Source organism: Amycolatopsis sp. Poz14 (assembly GCF_006704225.1).
Lineage (GTDB): Bacteria > Actinomycetota > Actinomycetes > Mycobacteriales > Pseudonocardiaceae > Amycolatopsis > Amycolatopsis nivea.
Genome location: NZ_JACLHD010000001.1, coordinates 5,138,102 through 5,159,886 on the forward strand (window position 1 = coordinate 5,138,102; position 21,785 = coordinate 5,159,886).

Annotated in this window: 22 protein-coding genes and 1 tRNA gene; 11 read left to right on the plus strand and 12 right to left on the minus strand. The window is 70.3% G+C overall.

The features are described from left to right. Window positions 1–10: 10 nt before the first annotated feature. Window positions 11–1,702, plus strand: a complete 1,692-nt coding sequence (locus FKO37_RS24345) for an AMP-binding protein (RefSeq protein ID WP_238605870.1) — start codon at window positions 11–13, stop codon at window positions 1,700–1,702. An 18-nt stretch (window positions 1,703–1,720) separates the two neighbouring features. On the opposite strand, the gene FKO37_RS24350 is transcribed toward FKO37_RS24345, so the two are convergent. Next, the gene (locus FKO37_RS24350) at window positions 1,721–2,524 is read right to left on the minus strand and encodes an MBL fold metallo-hydrolase (protein WP_238605871.1); all 804 of its coding nucleotides are present in this window, start codon (window positions 2,522–2,524) and stop codon (window positions 1,721–1,723) included. A 36-nt stretch (window positions 2,525–2,560) separates the two neighbouring features. Here FKO37_RS24350 and FKO37_RS24355 point away from each other — a divergent pair, with 36 nt between their 5' ends. Then, the gene (locus tag FKO37_RS24355) at window positions 2,561–3,121 is read left to right on the plus strand and encodes a TetR/AcrR family transcriptional regulator (RefSeq protein WP_167756305.1); all 561 of its coding nucleotides are present in this window, start codon (window positions 2,561–2,563) and stop codon (window positions 3,119–3,121) included. 46 nt (window positions 3,122–3,167) lie between these two features. Here FKO37_RS24355 and FKO37_RS24360 read toward each other — a convergent pair whose 3' ends face one another. The 5 genes from FKO37_RS24360 to FKO37_RS24380 form a co-directional block, all read right to left on the minus strand. Continuing rightward, window positions 3,168–3,524, minus strand: coding sequence for a hypothetical protein (locus FKO37_RS24360; RefSeq protein WP_238605872.1), 357 nt, complete (start codon window positions 3,522–3,524; stop codon window positions 3,168–3,170). 26 nt (window positions 3,525–3,550) lie between these two features. Beyond that, window positions 3,551–4,147, minus strand: coding sequence for a DUF6461 domain-containing protein (locus FKO37_RS24365; protein WP_238605873.1), 597 nt, complete (start codon window positions 4,145–4,147; stop codon window positions 3,551–3,553). A 200-nt stretch (window positions 4,148–4,347) separates the two neighbouring features. Continuing rightward, a tRNA-Pro gene (locus FKO37_RS24370) sits at window positions 4,348–4,421 on the minus strand. Window positions 4,422–4,573: 152 nt separating this feature from the next. Further along, complete coding sequence (locus tag FKO37_RS24375) at window positions 4,574–5,344, minus strand: enoyl-CoA hydratase/isomerase family protein (RefSeq protein ID WP_238605874.1); 771 nt, start codon at window positions 5,342–5,344, stop codon at window positions 4,574–4,576. Further along, window positions 5,341–6,231 (minus strand): PaaX family transcriptional regulator C-terminal domain-containing protein, encoded by an 891-nt coding sequence (locus FKO37_RS24380; protein ID WP_078870119.1) that lies wholly within the window; start codon window positions 6,229–6,231, stop codon window positions 5,341–5,343. The genes FKO37_RS24375 and FKO37_RS24380 overlap by 4 nt, the downstream gene beginning before the upstream one ends. Window positions 6,232–6,352: 121 nt before the next feature. Here FKO37_RS24380 and FKO37_RS24385 point away from each other — a divergent pair, with 121 nt between their 5' ends. Beyond that, window positions 6,353–7,990 carry an ABC-F family ATP-binding cassette domain-containing protein gene (locus FKO37_RS24385; RefSeq protein WP_238605875.1) on the plus strand — a complete coding sequence of 546 codons (1,638 nt, stop codon included), beginning with the start codon at window positions 6,353–6,355 and terminating at the stop codon, window positions 7,988–7,990. Window positions 7,991–8,003: 13 nt separating this feature from the next. On the opposite strand, the gene FKO37_RS24390 is transcribed toward FKO37_RS24385, so the two are convergent. Both FKO37_RS24390 and FKO37_RS24395 read right to left on the minus strand, forming a co-directional pair. After that, a complete protein-coding gene (locus tag FKO37_RS24390; protein ID WP_037805648.1) occupies window positions 8,004–8,867 on the minus strand; it encodes an NAD(P)H-binding protein in 864 nt (287 codons plus the stop codon). Between the two features lie 103 nt (window positions 8,868–8,970). Continuing rightward, on the minus strand, window positions 8,971–9,918 hold the full coding sequence (locus FKO37_RS24395) for a methionyl-tRNA formyltransferase (RefSeq protein WP_238605876.1): 948 nt from the start codon (window positions 9,916–9,918) through the stop codon (window positions 8,971–8,973). Window positions 9,919–10,055: 137 nt separating this feature from the next. Here FKO37_RS24395 and FKO37_RS24400 point away from each other — a divergent pair, with 137 nt between their 5' ends. Further along, window positions 10,056–11,393 (plus strand): lysine N(6)-hydroxylase/L-ornithine N(5)-oxygenase family protein, encoded by a 1,338-nt coding sequence (locus tag FKO37_RS24400; protein WP_238605877.1) that lies wholly within the window; start codon window positions 10,056–10,058, stop codon window positions 11,391–11,393. 20 nt (window positions 11,394–11,413) lie between these two features. Next, entirely contained in the window at window positions 11,414–11,617 is a 204-nt protein-coding gene (locus tag FKO37_RS24405; protein ID WP_238605878.1) for an MbtH family protein, read from the plus strand. 32 nt (window positions 11,618–11,649) lie between these two features. Here FKO37_RS24405 and FKO37_RS24410 read toward each other — a convergent pair whose 3' ends face one another. From FKO37_RS24410 to FKO37_RS24425, 4 genes are all read right to left on the minus strand, one after another. Continuing rightward, window positions 11,650–13,413: an ABC transporter ATP-binding protein gene (locus FKO37_RS24410; protein WP_238605879.1), complete on the minus strand. Its 1,764-nt coding sequence runs from the start codon at window positions 13,411–13,413 to the stop codon at window positions 11,650–11,652. Window positions 13,414–13,644: 231 nt separating this feature from the next. Next, window positions 13,645–13,791, minus strand: a complete 147-nt coding sequence (locus FKO37_RS24415) for a hypothetical protein (RefSeq protein WP_167753936.1) — start codon at window positions 13,789–13,791, stop codon at window positions 13,645–13,647. Beyond that, on the minus strand, window positions 13,788–15,464 hold the full coding sequence (locus FKO37_RS24420) for an ABC transporter ATP-binding protein (protein WP_238605880.1): 1,677 nt from the start codon (window positions 15,462–15,464) through the stop codon (window positions 13,788–13,790). Before FKO37_RS24420 ends, FKO37_RS24415 begins: the two co-directional genes overlap by 4 nt. A 106-nt stretch (window positions 15,465–15,570) precedes the next feature. Further along, the gene (locus FKO37_RS24425; protein ID WP_134661650.1) at window positions 15,571–16,461 is read right to left on the minus strand and encodes a hypothetical protein; all 891 of its coding nucleotides are present in this window, start codon (window positions 16,459–16,461) and stop codon (window positions 15,571–15,573) included. 43 nt (window positions 16,462–16,504) lie between these two features. On the opposite strand from FKO37_RS24425, the gene FKO37_RS24430 reads away from it, so the two are divergent. From FKO37_RS24430 to FKO37_RS24455, 6 genes are all read left to right on the plus strand, one after another. Further along, the gene (locus FKO37_RS24430; protein WP_238605881.1) at window positions 16,505–17,005 is read left to right on the plus strand and encodes a DUF664 domain-containing protein; all 501 of its coding nucleotides are present in this window, start codon (window positions 16,505–16,507) and stop codon (window positions 17,003–17,005) included. A 15-nt stretch (window positions 17,006–17,020) separates the two neighbouring features. Continuing rightward, a complete protein-coding gene (locus FKO37_RS24435) occupies window positions 17,021–17,731 on the plus strand; it encodes an MBL fold metallo-hydrolase (RefSeq protein ID WP_238605882.1) in 711 nt (236 codons plus the stop codon). Between the two features lie 391 nt (window positions 17,732–18,122). Next, window positions 18,123–18,935, plus strand: coding sequence for an ABC transporter permease (locus tag FKO37_RS24440; RefSeq protein ID WP_238605883.1), 813 nt, complete (start codon window positions 18,123–18,125; stop codon window positions 18,933–18,935). Beyond that, the gene (locus FKO37_RS24445) at window positions 18,920–19,624 is read left to right on the plus strand and encodes an ABC transporter ATP-binding protein (RefSeq protein WP_238605884.1); all 705 of its coding nucleotides are present in this window, start codon (window positions 18,920–18,922) and stop codon (window positions 19,622–19,624) included. Before FKO37_RS24440 ends, FKO37_RS24445 begins: the two co-directional genes overlap by 16 nt. Then, the gene (locus FKO37_RS24450) at window positions 19,611–20,621 is read left to right on the plus strand and encodes an ABC transporter substrate-binding protein (protein ID WP_167756312.1); all 1,011 of its coding nucleotides are present in this window, start codon (window positions 19,611–19,613) and stop codon (window positions 20,619–20,621) included. The genes FKO37_RS24445 and FKO37_RS24450 overlap by 14 nt, the downstream gene beginning before the upstream one ends. After that, on the plus strand, window positions 20,618–21,775 hold the full coding sequence (locus tag FKO37_RS24455; RefSeq protein WP_238605885.1) for an LLM class flavin-dependent oxidoreductase: 1,158 nt from the start codon (window positions 20,618–20,620) through the stop codon (window positions 21,773–21,775). The genes FKO37_RS24450 and FKO37_RS24455 overlap by 4 nt, the downstream gene beginning before the upstream one ends. Window positions 21,776–21,785 lie beyond the last annotated feature (10 nt).

Genomic DNA, 21,785 nt, shown 5'->3' on the forward strand with positions numbered 1-21,785 from the left:
GGAGTCTCACATGGACCTCGAGACCTATCTCGACGACGTCCGCGCTCGCCAGGCCCGGGTACGGCCGGCGAACACTCCGGACCGCCTCGTGCTGCCGCTCGGCGAACTGAGCATTCCCGGGCACGTCGACCACTGGGCGCGGGAACGGCCCGACCAGCCCGCGATCGTCTACGAAGGACGGACGATCGACTACCGCGAGCTCGCCGGCCTGGTCGCCCGGGTCGCCGGATGGCTGGCCGCCGCGGGCGTGCGGGCAGGGGACCGGGTGGCGGTGGACCTGCCGAACTGCCCGCAGTTCACCGTTGCGATGCTGGCGGTTCTGCGGCTCGGCGCGGTGCACGTGCCGGTGAACCCGATGTTCCAGCGGGAGGAACTCGTCTACGAACTCGCCGACAGCGGCGCGACGGTCCTGGTCGCGGTCGACACCGTGCTGCCGGTCGTGGCGGCCGCGCTGCCGGAGACGCGGGTGCGGCAGGTGCTCGTGACGGCGCTGGGGGAGTTGTCGGCGGCAGGCGGTTCCCCGGTGCTGCCCACCGGTTTCGCCGCCACCGCCTGGGCGGAAGCGGCCGCGCACCCGCCCGCGCCGGAGCACCCGGCCGACCTGGACGCGTTGGCGGCCTTGAACTACACCGGCGGGACGACCGGCCTGCCCAAGGGCTGCCAGCACACGCAGCGGCACATGCTCTACACCGCGGCGACGGCCGTGGCGGCGACCGGACACACCGTGGAGACCGGGTACGTGCCGTTGTGCTACCTGCCGGTTTTCTGGATCGCCGGCGAGGATCTGGGAATCCTGAACCCGATCGTCCTCGGCGGCACGTCGGTGCTGATGACCCGGTGGGACGCGGAGGCCGCGCTGACGGCGATCGAACGGCACGGCGTGACGTCCATGGTCGGCACGGTGGAGAACTACCTCGAACTCCTGGAGCGCCCCGACCTCGCGGCCCGCGACCTGTCCAGTCTCAAGATGCCGATGGCGGTTTCGTTCGTGCGCAAGCTGACCCAGGACGTGCGCGCGGCGTGGCGCGAGGCCGTCGGCGCACATTCGGTCCTTTGCGAAGCGGCGTACGGGATGACTGAGACGCACACCTTCGACGCGACGCCGTACGGCATGGCGGACGAGGACCAGGACCTGTTGGCGGAGCCAGTGTTCTGCGGTGTCCCGATGCCCGGCACAGACCTCGCCGTGGTCCGCTTCGGCACGCTCGACCCGCTTCCGCTCGGCGAAGCGGGGGAGATCGTGGTGCGCAGCCCGTCGGTGATGACCGGTTACTGGAACCGCCCCGACGCGACGGCCGCGCAGTTGACCGGCGGCTGGCTGCACACCGGCGACAACGGCCGTCTCGACGAGAACGGCTGCCTGCACTATCTGGGGCGGGACAAGGACTTGATCAAGGTCAAAGGGATGAGCGTGTTCCCGGCCGAGGTGGAACTCCTGCTGTCCCGGCACCCCGCGGTCCGCACCGCCGCGGTCGTGCCCGCGGAGCATCCGGAATCGGGACAGGTGCCGGTGGCCTTCGTGAGCCTCGCCCCGGACGCGTCGGTGACCGCCTCAGACCTGCGCACGTGGGCGAAAACCGCGATGGCGCCGTACAAAGTGCCGCTGGTGGAGGTCGTCGGCGAGTTCCCGATGACCGCGACGGGCAAAATCCGCAAGACCGAACTCTCCGCCCGGGCGCAGCGCGTCGCAGACGAGCACTGAACCCAGCTCGGCTTTCGGTCAGGACGAAACCCCTTCGTGCCGGAGCGCCCACCGGCCGGGTTTCGTAGGAACCAGACGAGACCGGATCCCGGCTTCGGCGAACTCGCGCTCCAGATCAGCGAAATTCTCGCTGTAGACGGACCAGCCCTCGTGATGGACCGCGACGACCTGGCCGACGTCGAGCAACGCGGCCACGTCGGCGGCCCGGGCCGAGGTGAGCGTCAGCGCCCTCCCCGCGTTCTTGCCCGGCACCCGCGCGGCCCCGGCGTGCAGAACCGCGACGTCGATCCGGGGAAACGCGGCCCCGATCGCCTTGACCGGCCCGATGCCCGCGTTGTCGCCGCTGACGTACACCGTGGGCAGCCCGGCGGATTCGAGGACGAACCCGTGGACTTCGGTGTTGATGTTGCCGGCGTCGTCGCGCTCTCCGTCGAGTGGGCCGTGCTGCGCCGGAACCACGTGCACGCGCACCTCCGCTATCCCGTGCACCTCGAAATCGCCAAGCCCGATCGCCGGAGCCCCGAGGCGCTCGGCACTCTGCCTGCCCGTGACGATCAACGGAGCGCGCCGGGCGAAAACCCGGCCCTCGCGGTCGAAGTTGTCCCAATGGAGGTCATGGCTGAGGAGAACCGCGTCCACCCTCCCCAACGCGGCGGGCGAAACCGCCGGTCCCTCGGTCTTGCGGTACGCGCCGTAATCGCCGGGCGGATCGAAGGTCGGATCGGTCACGAACCGCAGCCCGCCGTAGTCGATGACCGCGGTCGGTCCTCCGATAGTGCCGATCGCGAAACGGTGCCGGTCCGACGTGATGTCTTCGCTCATGCAGCCACCATACCTAGAGGTAGGTATGGTTGGGGCGTGAGCGACAACCGCACGAAGCTGATCGAGACGGGCGCAGAGTTGATCTGGCAGTCCGGCTACACAGCGACGAGCCCGCGCCAGGTGATGGCCGCCAGCGGGGTCGGCCAGGGCAGCTTCTACCACCACTTCCCGGCGAAGACCGACCTGGGAGCAGCCGCGATCGCCGCGAACGCGAACGCCGTCGTCGCAGCCGCGGAGGCCGCCCTCGCCGGAACGGAACCCGGTCTAGTCCGATTGCGCCGCTACCTGCTGGACGAGCGAGACGCGCTCGCCGGATGCAAGATCGGCGGTCTCACGCACGACCGCGCGGTGCTCGACGACCCGCATCTGATCGAGCCCATCGGTGAGGCTTTCCGCCGGGTCGCCGAACTGATCGAGCCCGCGATCCAAGACGCCCAGGAAGCCGGTGCCGTACGGGCCGACCTCCCGGCGGCGGAGCTGGCGACGATGGTGCTGTCAGTAGTCCAGGGCGGCTACGTCCTGGCCCGCGCCCGCTCGGACGCGAGCCTCCTTCGGCAGGCCGCTTCCACCGCGTACGCACTGCTCGCCCGCGGTTGACGCCAGGCGAACTCTTTTGTTCTCCGGCTTGGCACCAGGTGCGCAGCTACGAGAACAGCTTGGTGAGCCGATCAAGGAGCTGGCCGAATCTGCCGACGTCAAGCGGATCGTTCCACCCGGGCGCCTCCACGATGCCGATGCCGTCGTCGACGCCGTTATAGAACATGAAGTCCGCCCAGCCGCCGGCGAACAGCACGATGATTCCCAGCTGCGTGCCTTTGGCGAGCTCGACACCGATCGAATCGACGTCGGCGACCGTCGCGCGATCAGTCGTGATCCGGTGCGGCCATCCGTCGCACTCCCGCCAGGTGGTCTCGCCCGCGACAATGCCGAGCCTGCGCCAGCCGACCCGCCGTTGTGCGATCTGCTGCTCGGCGGCGTCGAGGTCGATGTTGTTGTCCACGAAGCCAGTCTGGCCGTGGTTCTGAATCATGGACCGTCCGGCAGCTGCCTGCGACGTCGCCGGGGAATCGCTCCGGCCGGAAGCGCGGCATCGAGCACGAGCGCCGTGTCAGCGACCAGGCCGGTCAGCGTCGCAGCCAGCCTGTACAGCCCGGTGCCCTCCACCATCGCCCCGCCGTCGGGGGAGATGCCGCAGGCCCGCATCTCGGCGACCAGACTGTCGGGGCGGCTTCCTGTCCGGACGGAGGGATTGATCGGGTCGAACTGGCACCACTGTTCGCCGTCGCGCCAGTAGCTGAAGTTCTCCATCCCCGATCCGGTGCGAAAAACCTGCACGACCTCACGCCCGCGGGACAGCGCGGCGAGGATCTCCGATTTGGTAGCCGCCAGGGATTCCAGCTCGACGACCACCGCCCACTGACCGTCCTGTGCGACACGAATGCCGCTGTTGGTGCTGTCTGTCAGGTCGCCCAACGAGAAGGGCGTAGCCACTGTCCCAAACGGCTGCGCGGCGAGCACCCTGAAGATCTCGTCCAGGGATGCATCCCGGACGAAGGTCAGGCACACCATGACCACCGACGGATCATTGGCCCAGCCGAAAGGTTCGTCCCCCACATCCGACACCCGGGAATGCTATCCGGCCCGCAACCCGCTTTTCCCATTGATCGGGGTAGAGACCGGACCACCATCCACATCGGACGCGACGGGGTCCCCATCTGGTCCCCAAGCGGCTGCTGGGGACGTCGTGGGCAAGACCAAGTCCCCGAAGCAAAAAAGCCGCCCGACCTGGGTTCTCACCCAAGTCAAGCGGCTTGTTCGTCCGGTCGGGCTGACAGGATTTGAACCTGCGACCCCTTGACCCCCAGTCAAGTGCGCTACCAAACTGCGCCACAGCCCGGACTCCTCACTCCCCGAGGAACCCCTCGTGAAGTGCGATGCGACTACTCTAGCGGGTCCTCCAACCGCCCCTGCAACGAGGTCTCCTTTATCTCCTGACCTGCACAAACCGGCATAAAAACCGACCCCGGCACAAGGGGCAGCGAAGCCGCATCAGCGGCCGCTGAACCGAGCCTTCCCGGGGCCCTCAGCGAGGAACGACTTCACCGCGCCCCGCAAGTCCTCGGTGTTGTACAGCTCCGCCGCGATGGCCGTCACGTGCTCGTTCGCCTCCGGCACCCCGCCGTGTTCGAAGTGCGCCAGGATCTGCTTCGTGGCGGCATGAGCCCGCGTCGGTCCCTCGGCGAGTTGCCGCGTGAATTCCCGGGCAGCCTCGTCGAAGCCTTCGTCTGGCAGTACCCGGTTGACGACATTCCATCGCTCCAGCGTGGCGGCGTCGAAAGGAGTGCCGGTGAAGACGAACTCCTTCGCGCGGGCGACCCCGGCCCGGGCGGCTAGGCGTTGGGTGCCGCCCATGGTGGGGGTCAGGCCGACGACCTTCTCGACCAGGCCGAACTTCGCGCGGGAGGACGCGAGCAGCAGATCGCAGGCCATCGCGACCTCGAAAGCCCACGTCAGGCAGAGGCTGTGGGCGGCGAAGACGGTCGGGAACGGCAGTGCGGCAAGGCGATCCGGGAGGCTGAGCATCTCGTCGAACAGCACTTTGGCTTCGGCCGCAGAAGACTGGGCGTCGAACAGTGCGACATCGACGCCGCCGCTGACGACGCGGCCTTCGGCGCGGATCAGGAGGGCTCGGGCGGGGGTTTCCTCCAGCGAGCCGATCGCGTCGAGGAGCGCGTCCTGCAGCGGCTTCGTGTACAGGTTGAGCGGCGGTTCGTCGATGGTGAGCACGGCGAGCCCGCCGTCGCGTTCCAGCCTCGTCATGCTTGCTCCTCGTTCGCGGTGAGTTCGTCCCAGTACGCCTGCGCTGCCGGCCGCCATTCCACGTGTTTGCGGTGGAACAGTTCAGCTGCCTTGGCTCCGCTCCAGCTCGCGGGCAGCAGCTCCGCGGGCAGCTGCGGGTCGAGGAACGGGAAACGCCGCCACTCGTGCACCAGTTCGGTCTGCGCGCGCAGCACTGCCTGCGCGCCCGAGGGCGACACGCCGGTGAAGCGGTCGATGAAGTCCTCGTACCGGTCGGTCAGCTCGGACAGGTCCCACGACCGCGCGACCATGCTTTCCTGGTCGCCGATCGCGCCGTACTCCGCGGTGAAGGACATCGCCTGCGCCTCGAGTCCCAGCTCCGCGACGATCTTCTGCGCCTCGGGCTCGCGGCTCGGATCGGGGCTCACCCAGACGCCCGCCACCGGCGAACCGAAACCGGCCCAGGTGAGGCGGGTGCGGAGGCGGTGGCGCAGGTCGCGTTTCGCCTCCGGCACCGAGACGATCAGCATCAGCCAGCGGTTTTCCCAGGCGTGCGCGTCGCGGCCGAAGGCGTATATGCGCTCGGCGCCCTCGGTGAGCAGCCGCCGCCCGGGCGGGGTCAGCGACCACCGGACGCGGCGGCCGATGCGCTCGGACACCAGCCAGCCCTCGCCCGCGGACCGGGCCAGCGCCTGGCGCGCGGACTTCTCCTCGATGTCGAGCATGCCGAGCGATTCGACCAGGATCGACGTCCACACCGGACGGTCGCGGGGCAGCACGTACTCGCCCAGCACGGTCATCAGCAGCGACCGCGCGCTGGCGTGGCTCACCTCGCGCCGCCTGCTGACGGTCGGCCGGGGAGCCCGCTGCTTCCCCTGTCCGAACGGGACCGGGGCGGGTTCCGCCATCGCTTTTCACCGACCTCACTGCTCTTGTTGGACCCGGCAACCCGCCCAGAGTACCCACTCGGAGTGACGGAGCCGACACGCGGCACGCTGCGCGCGGGCTCCCCGTAAACTCGGCTCCGATATGAGCGCCACACTCGTCGCGAAGGACCTGGCCGCGGGCCACGGTGACCGCGTCCTCTTCTCCGGTCTCGATCTCGTCGTCGCCCCTGGCGAGGTGATCGGGCTGGTCGGCGTCAACGGCGCCGGGAAGTCCACCCTGCTCCGGACGCTGGCCGGGCTGGCCCGCCCGGAATCCGGGGAGGTCCGGCTGAACCCGCCTACCGCCACCGTCGGGCACCTGCCGCAGGAACCGGAGCGGCGCGAGGGCGAGTCGGTGCGCGCCTTCCTCGCGCGGCGCACCGGGGTCGCGGCCGCGCAAACCGCACTCGACGCGGCGACGGACGCGCTGACCGCGGGCGAGGACGGCGCCGACGACGCATACGGCACCGCGCTGGACCGCTGGCTCGCGCTCGGCGGCGCCGACCTGGACGACCGCGCCGGCGAGGTCGCCGCGGACCTCGGGCTGGCGGTCGACCTCGACCAGCCGATGGTTTCCCTCTCCGGCGGGCAGGCCGCGCGCGCCGGGCTGGCGTCGCTGCTGCTCAGCCGCTACGACATCTTTCTGCTCGACGAGCCGACGAACGACCTCGACCTCGACGGGCTCGCCCGGCTGGAACGGTTCGTCACCGGGCTGCGCGGGGGAACCGTGCTGGTGAGCCACGACCGCGAGTTCCTGGCCCGCACGGTGGACCGCGTGGTGGAGCTGGACCTGGCGCAGCAGCAAGTGAAGACGTACGGCGGCGGGTACGAGTCCTATTTGGAGGAACGGGCGGTCGCGCGGCGGCACGCGCGCGAGGACTACGAGGAATATGCCAATACCCGGGCGGCGCTGGAGGCCCGGGCGGGCATGCAGCGCGCGTGGATGGAGAAGGGCGTCAAGAACGCCCGCCGCAAGGCGACCGACAACGACAAGGTCGGCCGCAAATTCCGCAGCGAGGCCACCGAGAAGCAAGCTTCGAAGGCGCGCCAGACGGACCGGATGATCGAGCGGCTCGACGTCGTCGAGGAGCCCCGCAAGGAGTGGGAGCTGCGGATGGAGATCGCGGCCGCTCCGCGCGCGGGCGCGGTGGTCGCGACGCTGCGGGGCGCGGTCGTGCGGCGCGGCGAGTTCACCCTCGGGCCGGTGGACCTGCAGATCGACTGGGCGGACAAGGTCGCCATCACCGGGGCGAACGGCGCGGGCAAATCCACGCTGCTGGCGGCGTTGCTGGGCCGGCTGCCGCTGGACGAGGGCGACGCCGCGCTCGGACCGGGCGTGGTGGTCGGCGAGGTCGACCAGGCCCGCAGGCTGTTCCTCGGCGACCTCCCGCTGGCGGACGCGTTCGCGCAGGAGGTCCCGTCGCTCGCCGACGCGGAAGTCCGTACCCTGCTGGCGAAATTCGGGCTCAAGGCCGCACACGTGCTGCGTTCGGCCGCGACGCTTTCGCCGGGCGAGCGCACCCGGGCGGCGCTGGCGCTGCTGCAGGCGCGCGGCGTCAACCTGCTGGTGCTGGACGAGCCGACCAACCACCTGGACCTGCCCGCGATCGAACAGCTCGAGTCCGCTTTGGACAGTTACCCGGGCACGCTGCTGCTGGTGACGCACGACCGCCGGATGCTGGACGCGGTTTCGGTGACGCGGCGGCTGGAAGTCGACGGGGGCAAGGTTTCCGAGCGCTAGAACGGAACCGCGGTCACTTCGGTGCGCCCGCGGACCACACGCCCGTCGCCGCCGCCCGCTTGGCGTAGTCGGCGAAACCCCTCGGCTCGCGCCCGATCGCGCGCTGGACGCCGTCGCTGAGGAAGCCGGTTTTCCCCCGGTGCAGCCATTCGAACGGGCCTGCCTGCATTTCCGCCGACGCGCGGTCGTAGCCGCGGCCGATCAGGCGGCGCACGTACTCCGGTATCTCCACCGGCATCTGCCTGATCTCCCGGCCGGTCGCCCTCGCGATCTCGGCTACCGCCTCCGGGAACGTCAGCGGTTCCGGTCCGGAAAGTTCGTAGGTCTGCTCCTGATGCCCGTCTTCGGTGAGGGCGGCGACGGCGACCGCGGCGATGTCGGTGGCGTCCACGAAGGGCACTGCGCCGTCGCCGACCGGGATCGCGACTTCGCCGTCGCGCAGTTCGGACAGTTTCGGGTCTTCCTCGAAGGTCTGCGCGAACCAGCACGGGCGCACGATCGTCCATTCCGCGCCGCTCTCGCCGGCCGCGCGCTCGCCGTCGATCACCGCCTGCGCCCAGGGGCCGTACGGGGTTTTCAGCAGGTAGTCCTCGCCGTCGTCGCCGCGGCCGGACAATGCCACGATCCGCCGGACTCCCGACCGCACCGCCAGTTCCGTGAACTCCGCGGGATCCGCCGTGCCGACCACGCCCCATACGTTGAGGTACAGCGTGTCCGCCCCGGCGAGCGCGGGCTGCCAGGTGGAACGGTCCGCCCAGTCGAAGCGGACCGGGCTGGACCGGGAGACGGGCCGCGCCGCGTGCCCCAGTTCCCGCAAGCGGGCCACCACGTGCCGGCCGACCTTTCCGGTCGCGCCCATCACCAGTACAGCGCTCATGCCGCCAGGCTAGCGGTGTGAGGTAGGTAAGGCTAGCCTAACTTGAATCTCGGCCTCGGACCCGGCTCGTCGCGGAGGTGGGGTCCGAGGCCGAGGGCGGCGGCTACGGACGGTCGGTGAGATACCCGCCCATGGTCGTGAAGTACTCCGCCGCCGACAGTTCCCGATCGTCAGCCGTCCGGACGCGTTCGATCCGGAGCCCCGGCGACTGGCCGCGCCGTGCGTCGCGTCCGGCGACGATCACCACGCCCTCGCCTTCGCGGATGAAGATGCGGCCCGGGGTTCCGCCGTAGTGGCCGTCCGAAACCGAGGCGCGCACGATGCGCAGTTGCTCGCCGCGGTGGTAGGCGAAGGCGTTGGGGTACGGGTCGGATTGGGCGCGCACCAGGCGGTCCAGTTCCTCGGCGGACCAGGTCCAGTCGATGAGGCTGTCGCGCGGGGCGCGTTTGTGGAAGAAGCTCGCCTTGGTCCGGTCCTGCGCGATGGGGACCACCGTGCCGGATTCGATCAGGCCCAGTGCTTCGGTCACGAGCGGTTCGATGAGATCCACGGTGCGGTGGAACAGATCCGTGGCGGTGTCGCGCGGGCCGACCGCGACCGCGCGCTGGGCGACGATGTCGCCGGCGTCGAGTTCGTCGTTCATCATGTGCGCCGTGACGCCGACTTCCGGCTCGCCGTTGATCAGAGCCCAGATGATGGGGGAGAAGCCGGCGTACGCGGGCAGCAGCGAGTCGTGCACGTTGAGGGTGCCGTGGCGCGGCAGGTCGAAGATCTCCGGCGGCAGCCAGGTGCGCCAGTTGTTCGCGACGATCAGGTCGAGGTCCGCCGTCTTCAGTTCGTCGAGCAGTTCCGCGTCGTCCGGGCGGGTGCGCAGCAGGGTGCGGATTCCGTGCTCCTCGGCCAGTCCGGCGACCGAATCGCTCCAGATCCGTTCGTAGGCGTGGTCGCTCGGCGGGTGGGTGACCACCAGCCGCACGTCCTGGCCTGCGTCGAGGAGGGCCTTCAGGGTGCGGTGTCCCCAGGTCTGGTAGCCGAACATGGCCACGCGCATCGGCGGTGCACCTTTCGTGGTCGGGACGAACATCACCCAGACAGTACTAGTTGAGGCTTACCTAAGTTAGGTTAGGGTTTCTTGAGCATTGGTCAGTCGAGAACGGTGATGCGGCAGTGCCGCGCTAGGGGACTTTCATGTCACGAGCAGGGGCCGAGGACAGCCAGGTGCCGGTGTACGACGTGGTCGGAGTCGGGTTCGGGCCGTCCAACCTCGCGCTCGCGATCGCCCTCGCCGAGCACAACGCGGGCTCGGGGGAGACGGTCACGGCGCACTTCCTGGAGCGCCAGCCCCGCTTCGGCTGGCATCGCGGGATGCTGATCGACACCGCGACCATGCAGGTGTCGTTCCTCAAGGACCTGGCGACGATGCGGAACCCGGCGAGCGCGTTCACCTTCCTGAACTACCTGCACGAGAAGGGGCGGCTGGTCGATTTCATCAACCACAAGACCCTGTTCCCGCTGCGCGTCGAGTTCCACGACTACTTCGAATGGGCCGCGGCGAAGGTCGACGACCTGGTGTCCTACGGCAGCGAAGTCGTTTCGGTCGAGCCGGTGCACGACGGCGCCGAGGTCGCGTTCTTCGACGTGCGCGCCCGCGTGGACGGCGAAATCACCGAGCTGCGGGCGCGGAACCTCGTGCTGGGCACCGGATTGCGCGCGAAACTGCCGGACGGGGTCGTCGCCGGAGACCGGATCTGGCACAACAGCGAGCTGCTGGACCGCGTCGAGTCGTTGCGCGGCACGGACGCGCGGCGGTTCGTGGTGATCGGCGCCGGGCAGAGCGCGGCCGAGGTCGCCGCCTTGCTGCACGACGAGTTCCCGCGTGCCGAGGTGTGCGCAGTGTTCGCGCGCTATGGCTACAGCCCCGCCGACGACAGTGCGTTCGCCAACCGGATTTTCGACCCGGAGGGGGTCGATTCCTTCTACGCGGCAAGCGAACCGGTCAAGGAACGCCTCATGCGCTACCACGGCGCGACGAACTACTCCGCGGTCGACCTCGATCTCATCGACGAGCTGTACCGGCGGCGCTACCAGGAAAAGGTGCTCGGCGTGGAACGGTTGCGGCTGTTCAACGTCTCGCGTCCGGTCGAGGTCGCCGACCAAGACACGCACGTGCGCGCGACGGTCGAATCGCTGGCGACCGGCGAGCGTTCGGTGCTGGACGCCGACGCGGTCGTCTACGCGACCGGCTACCTGCCCGCGGACCCGACGCCGCTGCTCGGAGGCTTGGCCGGTCACTGCCGCCGCGACGGCGAGGGCCGGTTGAAGGTCGAACGCGACTACCGGATCACCACCGACCCGTCCGTGCGCGGCGGGCTCTACTTGCAGGGCGGCACCGAGCACACGCACGGGATCACGTCGTCGCTGCTGTCGAACACCGCGGTGCGGGTGGGCGAGATCCTGCAGTCCATTGTGGACCGGCGGGCGGCTGGAGCGGATCCGGTGGAGTACGCGGTCAGCGGGATCCGCTGAGGCAGGGAAAGGACTGAGCGATGACGAATCCGTTCGAAAACCCCGACGGCGTTTACCGGGTCCTCGTGAACGACGAGGGCCAGCACAGCCTGTGGCCGGATTTCGTGGCCGTGCCCGACGGGTGGCGGACCGCCTTCGGTCCGGACGTGCGGCAGGCCTGCCTGGACCACATCGAGCGGACCTGGACCGACCTGCGCCCGCTTTCGCTGCGCCGAACGTCCTGAAGGCCGTGAGGGGAACTCGACCAGGGTTCCCCTCACGGACGGTGGCTGCGCAGGCCGGACCAGGCGGTCCAGAGCGTGGCGTACCGGCCTCCGGCCGCGACCAGTTCGTCGTGCGTCCCGGACTCCACGACCACTCCGGCGTCCAGAACGACAATGCGGTCCGAAGCCGCTGCCTGGGTCAATCGGTGCGCCACGATCAGGCCGGTGCGTCCTTCGAGTGCGGCGGCTGCAGCGGCTTCCAGCGTTTTCGCCCCTGCGCTGCCTGCCTCAGCCGTCGCCTCGTCGAGGATCGCGACCGGCGGATCGGCGAGGACCAACCGTACGAGCGCGAGCTGCTGAGCCTGCGTGACAGTCAGCCGATGCCCGCCCTCTCCGACGACCGTCGCGAGCCCGTCCGGCAATGCCTCGACCCACCCGGCCGCGCCGACCTTGGCCAGTGCTGCCTGGAGGTCTCCGTCGGTGGCTTCTGGCGCGGCGAGGCGGAGATCGTCGGCCAGCGGCCCGCTGAAGACGTGCACTTCCTGGCTGATCAACGCGACCGCGCGCCGGGTGGCGGCCGGGCCGAGCTGGTCGAGCGGAACGCCGCCGATGGACACCGTGCCGCTGCTGGCCTGGTGGATCCCGGCGATCAGCTTGGCCAGCGTCGTCTTCCCGGCCCCGCTCGCCCCGACCAGCGCGATGCGTTCGCCCGGCGCGACCTCGAGGTCGACGTCGCGCAGCACCGGATGGTCGTCCACATAGGAGTGTCCGACGCCGGCTGCCTTCACTGAGGCGTCGACGGGACGGCCGACGCGGGTGGGTTCGGCCGGTGCGGGCAGATCCGCGACGCCGATCAGCCGGGACAGGCTCGCGGTGGCCGCCTGCGCGTCGTCGACCAGCGCGAGTGCGGTGTTGATCGGCCCGAACAGGCTGTGGAAGTACAACGCGGCCGCCGTCGCGACGCCGACCGTCGCGAGATTCGCGCCCACCAACAGAAAACCGGCCGCCAGTACCGCGGAAAGGCCGACGAACTCGGCGAGATTCAGCCGGCCGTAGAACCGGGTGGCGAGGCGGACTCCGCGCAATGCCAGCTCGACCGCGCCGTTAGACCGTTCGCGGACCCGGTCGACGTGCGCGTCCGCGAGCCGGAATGCGCGGACGGTTTTGGCACCGCCGATGGTGTCGAGAAGCTGTTGCTGCTGCGCGCCGACGGCGGTTCGCTGGGCGGCATACAACGGGGTCGCGCGGCGGACGTACCAGCGGACGGTGTGGAGCTGGATCGGGACCGCCAGCAGGGCGGCGGCGAGGAAACGCCAGTCGAGGATCGCCATCGCGACCAGGGTCAGCACGATCGTCAGCACCGAACGGGCGAGCGCGGGCAGCGCTTGCCGGACCGCGTCGGCGACGACGGAGACGTCGTTGGTGACCCGGGCGGTCAGGTCGCCGGAACCGGCTTTTTCGACCTGCTCCAGCGGCAGGCCGAGGGCGCGGTCGATGAACCGTTCGCGCAGGTCGGCGAGCATGGTTTCGCCGAGCCGGGCGAGCATCGAGACGCCGATGGCGGTGGCGACCGCGGACGTCGCGGCGACCAGGACCAGACCGGCGATCGGGTACGCGAGCGCGGCCGCGGGCTGCCGGGTGGCGACGAGGTCGACGACGCGGCCGAGCAGGGGAGCGGTGAGCAGGCCGATCGCGGTCGCGCCGACGACGAAGGCGAAGGACCCGATCGCGCGGGCTTTCGCTTGCCGCAGGAGGTCGAGCAGGACGGCCCGGATGCGCGGGCCGGGGGCGGTGGGGAGGAGTTCGCGTTGGGTCATGGGAGGACCGCCGTTCGGTGGGCGGGTTTGGGGTGGGTGCTTTGGGTGGTGATGTGGCGGTGTTCGGGGAGTGCGGTGACGACGATCGTGGTGTGGTGGGGGCGCGGTTCCGTGACGTGTTGGGTCATGGGAGGACCGCCGTTCGGTGGGCGGGTTCGGTGTGGCCGAGTTCGGGGAGTGCGGTGACGACGATCGTGGTGCGGTGGGGGCGCGGTTCCGCGATGTGTTGGTTCATGAGAGGGCCGCCGTTCGGTAGGCGGGTTCGGTGTGGACGGGTTCGGGGTGGGTGCCTTGGGTGGTGATGTGGCCGTGTTCGAGGAGTGCGGTGACGACGATCGTGGTGCGGTGGGGGCGAGGTTCCGCGACGCGTTGGGTCATGAGAGGACCGCCGCTCGGTAGGTCGCGTTCGTGCGGACGAGTTCGGGGTGGGTGCCTTCGGCGGCGACCTGGCCGTCCTGGAGGAGTACGACCCGGTCGGTGACGGCGAGCAGCGCCGGGCTCGTGGTGACCACGATGGTGGTGCGGGTGCGGCGAAGTTCCGCGACCCCGGCGGCGATGCGGGCTTCGGTGACGGTGTCGACGGCGGTGGTCGGATCGTGCAGCACCAGGACCGGAGCTTCGGTGGCGAGGGCGCGGGCGAGGGCGACCCGTTGTCGTTGTCCGCCGGACAGGGAGCGGCCGCGTTCGGTGACGGTGGTGGCGGTGCCGGAGGGGAGAGTCGCGGCGACCTCGTCGGCGGCTGAGGCGGTGAGCACTCCGTCCGGGATGGCGGGCATGCCGCCGCGGACGTTGTCTTCCACGGTGCCTTCGAAGAGGTCTGTGTCGTGCGCGGCGACTAGGACGACCTCGCGGACTCGGTCGGGGTCCACAGTGGACAGATTCACCTCGTCGACGTGGACGGTGCCGGCGTGTGGATCGGCGAAGCGGCCTAGGCAGTCGAGGAGATCGGTGGCCGTGGCGGGGTCGGTGGTGACGATGCCGAGCAGTTCGCCGGGCGGGACGGTGAGGTCGAGTTCGTTGAGTTTTCCGTGCGATACCGCGGAAAGCTCAACGCTGCCTGTCGCTGGGGCGGGCAGTTCGCCGGTGCCGTCCGGGACTGCGGGAGGTGTGCTGAGCACTGCGGCGACTCGGGCGGCGGAAGCGCGGCCCTGGGCGAGTTGGCCATTGACCCAGGCGAAGATGGTGAACGGCGTCTGCAGGAACTGCGCCAGCCCGACCGCGGCGACGAGGCCGCCGACGGAGATCTCGCCGTTCGCGGCGAGCGAGCCGCCGAGGAGGGCGACGATCGCGATGAAGATCCCGGTGAGCGCGAGCAGGGCGCCGTTGTGCCACGCCTGCGCGCGAGCCGCGCGGATGGTCGCTCGCAGGGAATCCCGGCTGGTGCGTCGATACCGCGCGGTCGCCGCCGGTTCCGCGCCGATGCCTTTCAGCACGCGCAGCCCGCTGACCAGGTCGGCCGCGACCCCGGAGGCGTGCGCGGCGCGTTCCTGTTCCAGTGCGCTGCGCTTCTCCAGCGGTTTCCCGATGAGATGGGCGAGGAACAGCAGCGGCGGGGTGCCGAGAAGGACGAGCAGCCCGAGCGGCACCGACATCCGGAGGAGCACGACCGCGCTCACGACCAGCCCGGCGAGCGCGGCGATGCCGAACGGAAGCACCGCGTTGATCATCCCGACCCGGCGGGCGTCCGAGGTTCCGACGCTCACCAGTTCCCCGGCGAGCGCACCGTTCTCCGCGCCGCCGCGAGGATGCAGGACGCGACGGCTGACCGCGAGCCGGATCTCGTGCGCGGCCCGCTCGGACGCGCCCTCTGCGGCCCGCGCGCCGAAGCGGTAGCTGGAGGAGAGCACCAGGAAGACCACCGCCAGCACGGCCAGCCAGCCGAGGAGCGTCAGCACGGAGCTGTCGGCGACGGCCCGGTCCAGCACCACGCCGATCACTACCGGGACGAGCGCCTCGCCACCCTGGTGCCCCGCCGCGAGGACGGCTGCGGCGACGACGGATTTCCGTTGTCCGGCGATCGCACTGCGCAGGACGTCCCGGCCGGTGGTCATCGGCGCCTCCGTTCGTGCGGACGAGGCCGGTCGGGTCGCCGGTTCCTCCCTTTCGTCCGCTGGAGAAGGCTAGCCTAACCTTTCACCAAGACCGTGTCGGGCGGCGTCATCGGCGGACGTCGCGTCCCGCGGGCTCTGCTTCCGGCGGCTGGTCTCCGACGGAGGCGACAGCCGGTTCGGGCTCGCCGAAGCGGGCCAGGGCCAGCGCGGCGGCCACGGCGAGGACGAAGCCGATCAGTGCGACCACGGCGAACCCGGGCCGGGTCCGGTCGCCCAGCAGCAGGACGCCGATCAGCGACGGCATGACCGTTTCGCCGAGCACCATCATCGCGGTGGCGGTGGTGACGCTGCCGCGTTGCAGTGCGGTGGCGAAGAACAGCATGGCCAGCGCGCCCGCCACCGCGACGACGTACAGCGCGGGGTCGCGCAGCAGGTCCAGCGGCGCGAGGCTCTGGATGACCCGGCCCGCCACCGCGACCAGTCCGAAGCACAGCCCGGCGACCAGCCCGAGCCCAGCGGTGCGTACGCGGTCGCCCGCGCGCCCGACAAGGAGACCGGCGATCCCGAGAACCACGGCGGCACCGGCGAGCGTCAGGCGGAAACCGAGGCCGACCTCGCTGGAACCTTCGCTTTCCGCGGACGAACCGAGCAGCGCGAGCCCAGCGACCACGACGCCGACGGCGGTCCATTCCCGCGCCCCGAGCCGGACTCCGAACACCCGTACCGCGACGGCCGTCACCGCCAGGCTCGCGGCTTGCGTCGCCTGGACCAGAAACAGCGGCAGGACGTGCAGAGCAGCGATCTGCGCGACGAAGCCGACGCCGTCGAGCAGCAGTCCGACGACGAACTTCCACTGCTTCAGCACCCGGAGCAGCAAACGCGGGTCGACCCCGGCGCCGCCCTCGTCCGGCGCGGCCTTCGCGGCCACCGCCTGCATCACCGAAGCGACGCCGTAGGCCACCGCGGACAGCAGCGCGCACAGAAATCCCCACACCATGACGCCGAGCGTATTCCTCTCCGGCGCCAGTAGGGTCGGGGCCATGGCGGAGGCAGAACGGGTCTGGCCGGATCCGCTCGACGGCGACGAGATGACCGTGCAGACGCGGTTCCTCGACTTCCTCCGGGCGACCGCGGTGCAGAAGATCACCGGGCTGGCCCGGGAGCAGGCGGCCGCGACGCCGCTGCCGAGTTCGCCGCGGACCAGCGCGCTGGGCGTGCTCAAGCATCTGACCGCGGTCGAGCGGTGGTGGCTGGTGATCGAGGCGGGCGGCTCCGACGAGCCCTCGCTGTGGCCGTGCTCGCCGGACCCGAGCTGGGACTTGACTCCGGAAGACGACGTCACGACCGTCGTCGCGGCGTATCGGGCGGAAAGGGAACGGGCGGCGGCAGCGCTGGCCGGGCTTTCGCCGGAGGACCGCACGCGCCGGTCGGGGGAGTTCACCGTCCGCTGGGTGCTGGCGCATGTCGTGCAGGAGACCGCGCGGCACGTCGGGCATCTCGACGCGCTGCGGGAACTGGCCGACGGCTCCGTGGGGGAGTGACGTTACGCTGCGGGCATGGCAGACCAGCTCTACTTCCGCCAGTTGCTCGCCGGCCGCGATTTCGCCGTCGGGGACGCCGTCGCGACCCAGATGGTGAATTTCGCTTACCTGATCGGGGACCGCGAATCGGGCGAGGCGGTGCTGGTGGACCCCGCGTACGCGGTGGGCGACCTGGTCGAGACGCTGGAAGCCGACGGGATGCGGCTGACCGGCGTGCTCGCGACGCATCACCACCCCGACCACGTCGGCGGCGACATGATGGGCTTCTCGCTGCCCGGGATCGCGGAACTGCTCGCGCTGCGGCCGGTGCCGATCCACGTCAACGCGCAGGAAAGCGAGTGGGTGCGCCGGGTGACCGGCGTGTCGGACACCGACCTGCGCGCGCACGAGCACGACGACGTGGTGACGGTCGGCTCGATCGACATCCGGCTGCTCCACACGCCCGGGCACACGCCGGGCAGCCAGTGCTTCCTGGTCGGCGACCGGCTGGTCTCCGGGGACACGCTGTTCCTCGAGGGCTGCGGCCGGACCGACTTCCCCGGCGGCGACGCGGACGCGATTTTCCGCAGCCTGCAATGGCTGGCGACGCTGCCCGGCGACCCAGTGGTGTACCCGGGACACCAATATTCGCCAGAGTCTTCGGCGTCGCTGTCCCGGGTGAAGAGCTCGAATTTCGTGTTCCGGCCCCGGTCGCTCGAGGAATGGCGGATGATGTTCGGCGGCTGAGCCAGGCCGTCGCCGGTCCGGCTCGGCGGAGAGTGCTTGCTGTGCCTGGAAAAAGTACATGGTGATCTTGTACCCCACGGCACCGACAATTTCGTGACGCCCACGCGCCGGTGTTCGGCAGCGGACCGGGAAACCTGTCCCGGATCCCGGGCACAGGGCTGCCCGCCCGGTGAACAAAACCCGTACACCGCGGCACGGATTCCAGTGCGTGAGAGCCGTCCGGCCCGACATTGACTTCACCCGTCCGGGGATCGAAGCTCGGGGACATGAAGCGCGGCGTCCTCCTCGTGTGCCGCCTGCACGTCGACCTCCGGCAGCAGGCGAGCGCGGTCTGTCTGACCCGCGGCTGAATCCCTTTCCCTGAACCGAAAACCCCACCCGGGAGAAATCCGTGTCGATTTCCACCACGGGCGTGCTGCCGCGCGCCGAAACGGCCGTGCCCAAGCGCGCGCCGCGGCGGCTGCCGTCGCCGCGCCGCTGGATCAGCCCGGTCGCGCTGGTCGCGGCGTGGCAGATCGCCAGTTCGACCGGCGCGTTGCCGCCCGACAAACTCAGCTCGCCCTGGACTGTCCTGCAAGCCGGAGTCGACGTCGCCCGCAGCGGCGAACTCGGCAGCGCCTTCGCGGTTTCGCTCGGCCGCGTCGGCGCGGGATTCGCGCTCGGGGCGCTCGCCGGACTACTGCTCGGGGCCGTCGCGGGGTTGTCCCGCTGGGGTGAGGCATTGGTCGATCCGCCGGTGCAGATGCTGCGGACCTTGCCGTTCCTCGGGTTGATCCCGTTGTTCATCCTGTGGTTCGGGATCGGCGAAGAGACCAAGATCTTCCTGGTGGCGCTGGGCGTGGCGTTTCCGCTGTACTTGAATGTCCACTCGGGAATCCGCACCGCCGACCCGCAACTCGTGGAAGCCGCGCGGGCACTGGGATTCACCCGCGCCGAACGGCTGTGGCACGTCGTCCTGCCAGGCGCGTTGCCGCAGGCTCTGGTCGGGCTGCGGCAGTCGCTCGGGGTCGCGTGGCTGGCGCTGATCGTCGGCGAGACGGTCAACGCGGACGCCGGGATCGGTTATCTCATCAACAATGCCCGCGAATTCCTGCGCACCGACGTCGTGGTGGTCGGGCTCGTGGTCTACGCCGTGCTGGGCCTCGTCACCGACGCCCTCGTCCGGCTGCTCGAAAGGAGGGCCTTGCGATGGCGAGCCCGGTAGTCGAGGTCCGTGACCTCGCGAAGAAATTCGGCGACCGCACTGTCCTCAACAGACTCGACCTGGACATCGGGCGCGGCGAGTTCGTCGCGCTGCTCGGGCGGAGCGGGTCCGGGAAGTCGACGCTGCTGAAGGTGCTGGCCGGGCTGGATCAAGAGATCGAGGGCACGGCCGCCGTGGACGGCACGGTTTCCGTCGCGTTCCAGCAACCGCGGTTGCTGCCGTGGCGCAAGGTCTGGCGCAACATCGTGCTCGGCCTGCGTCCGGACCACGACCGCGCGGTCGCGGAGAAAGCGCTGGCCGAGGTGCGGCTGGCGGAGCATGCCGACAAGTGGCCGCTCACGCTGTCCGGCGGTGAGGCGCAACGGGTTTCGCTCGCCCGGGCCTTGGTCCGCGAGCCGGATCTGCTGCTCCTGGACGAACCGTTCGGCGCGCTCGACGCGTTGACCCGGCTGGCGATGCACCGGCTCGTCGAAGACCTGTGGCGCACGCACGAGCCCGCCGTGTTGCTGGTGACTCACGACGTCGACGAAGCGCTCGTGCTCGCCGACCGGATCCTCGTCCTGGGCGACGGCCACATCGTCGCCGAACACGTGCTCGGCCAGCCGCGTCCGCGGAAGGCCGCCGACCACGCCGAGGTGCGCAGCCGCGTCCTGGCCGATCTGGGAGTGACCGAAGGTGCATCTGCGTAACGTCCTGGCCGCAGCGCTTCTGCTGACCGGGCTCGCCGCCTGCTCGTCGTCCGCTTCGGACGGTCGCGCGCCGGTTCCCGCCGCGGTTTCGCCCGCGGAGCTGAAGAAGGTCACGCTGCGCGTCGGCGATCAGAAGGGCGGGGTGAAATCCCTGCTCACCGCGGCGAATCAGCTGACCGGCACGCCGTACCGGATCGAATGGTCCACGTTCACTTCCGGGCCGCCGCTGCTGGAGGCGGCTTCGGCGGGGGCGATCGACGTCGGCCGGGTGGGCAATACGCCGCCGATTTTCGCGGCCGCGTCGAAGGCGAAGATCTCCGTGGTGAGCGTGGCGAAGAGCAATGTGGAGCGGGAAACCATTCTGGTGCCGCCGGATTCGCCGCTGACGGATGTCGCTTCCCTGCGGGGCAAGACGGTGGGTGTCGCGAAGGGGAGTTCGGCGCACGGGCAGCTGCTCAACACGCTCAAGAAGGCTGGTCTCTCCACCAAGGACATCAAGATCTCGTTCCTGCAGCCGTCCGAGGCGTTCGCGGCGTTCACACAGCACCAGATCGACGCGTGGGCGATCTGGGATCCCTACACCGCACAGGCCCAGATCGACGCGCATGCCCGCGTGCTCGCCGACGGCCGCGGCGCGTCCAACGGGCTCGCTTTCGAGACCGCCAGCACGACCGCGCTGGCCGATCCGGGCAAGAACTCGGCGATCAAGGATTTCGTGCAGCGCGTGGTGAAAGCCCAGCTCTGGTCCAATTCGCACCCCGACGAATGGGCGCGCGCGTGGGCGGCGGAAACCGGGTTGAAACCGGAGGTGGCGAAGAAGGCCGTCTCCGCCGGAAGGGACCGGCCGATCCCGCTGGACGACGCCGTCGTCGCGTCCGAACAACAGCTCTCCGACGCGTTCACGAACGAGGGCACGCTGCCCGGGAAGGTCGACTTCGCGGCGTTCGTCGACCGCCGCTACGGGCCCGACATCGAGGCCGCGAGGAGGAACGGATGAGCCTGAAACTGCACTGGTTCCTGCCGACCACCGGGGACGGCCGGACGATCGTGGAACGCTTCCACGCCAGCAAGTCCCAGGGCCCGAGCGCGCAGCGACCGGCGGATCTGGACTACCTCGCGCAGGTCGCGCGCGCGGCCGAACAACTGGGTTTCGAGGGCGTGCTGACCCCGACTGGCACCTGGTGCGAGGACGCCTGGCTGACCACCGCCGCGCTGATCCGCGAGACGAGCAGGCTGAAGTTCCTGGTCGCGTTCCGGCCGGGCGTCATCTCGCCGACGCTCGCCGCGCAGATGGCCGGCACCTTCCAGCGGCTGTCCGGCGGCCGGGTCCTGCTGAACATCGTGACCGGCGGCGACGCGGTCGAACAGCGCCGGTTCGGCGACTGGCACGACCACGACGCCCGGTACGCCCGGACCGACGAGTTCTTGTCGATCGTGCGCGGCGTGTGGTCGGGAAAGCCGTTCGACTTCGCCGGCGACCACTTGCGCGTCGAAGGAGCCACGACGCTCGCCGCGCCGGATCCGGTGCCGCCGCTGTACTTCGGCGGTTCGTCGTCGGCGGCGCTCCCGGTCGCCGCGCGGCACGCCGACGTCTACTTGACCTGGGGCGAACCGCCCGCGCAGGTCGCGGAGAAGATCGGCAGGGTGCGGGAACTGGCTGAGCGGGAGGGTCGCACGGTCCGGTTCGGCGTCCGGCTGCACACGATCGCGCGCGACACGTCGGCGGAGGCCTGGGCGGAGGCGCAGAAGCTGCTGGACGCGTTGAGCCCGGAGCAGATCGCGAAGGCGCAGTCGCAGCTGGCGGCGAGCGAGTCGGTGGGGCAGCGGCGGATGGTCGCGCTGCACGGCGGCCGGGCCGGGACGACGGCGCGGGAGCTGGAGATCCATCCGGCGCTGTGGGCCGGGATCGGCCTGGTGCGCGGCGGTGCGGGGACGGCGCTCGTGGGGAGTTATGCGGAGATCGCGGACTTGATCGAGGAGTACCGCGAGGCCGGGGTCTCGGAGTTCGTGCTGTCCGGGTATCCGCATCTGGAGGAGGCGTACTGGTTCGGCGAGGGGGTGCGGCCGGAGCTGGCTCGGCGCGGGTTGCTGGACGCGGGACCGGTGGCGGTGCGGGCGGTGCCGGGGGAGCGGGCGGTGGCTGCTCTGTAGGGGAGCCGGG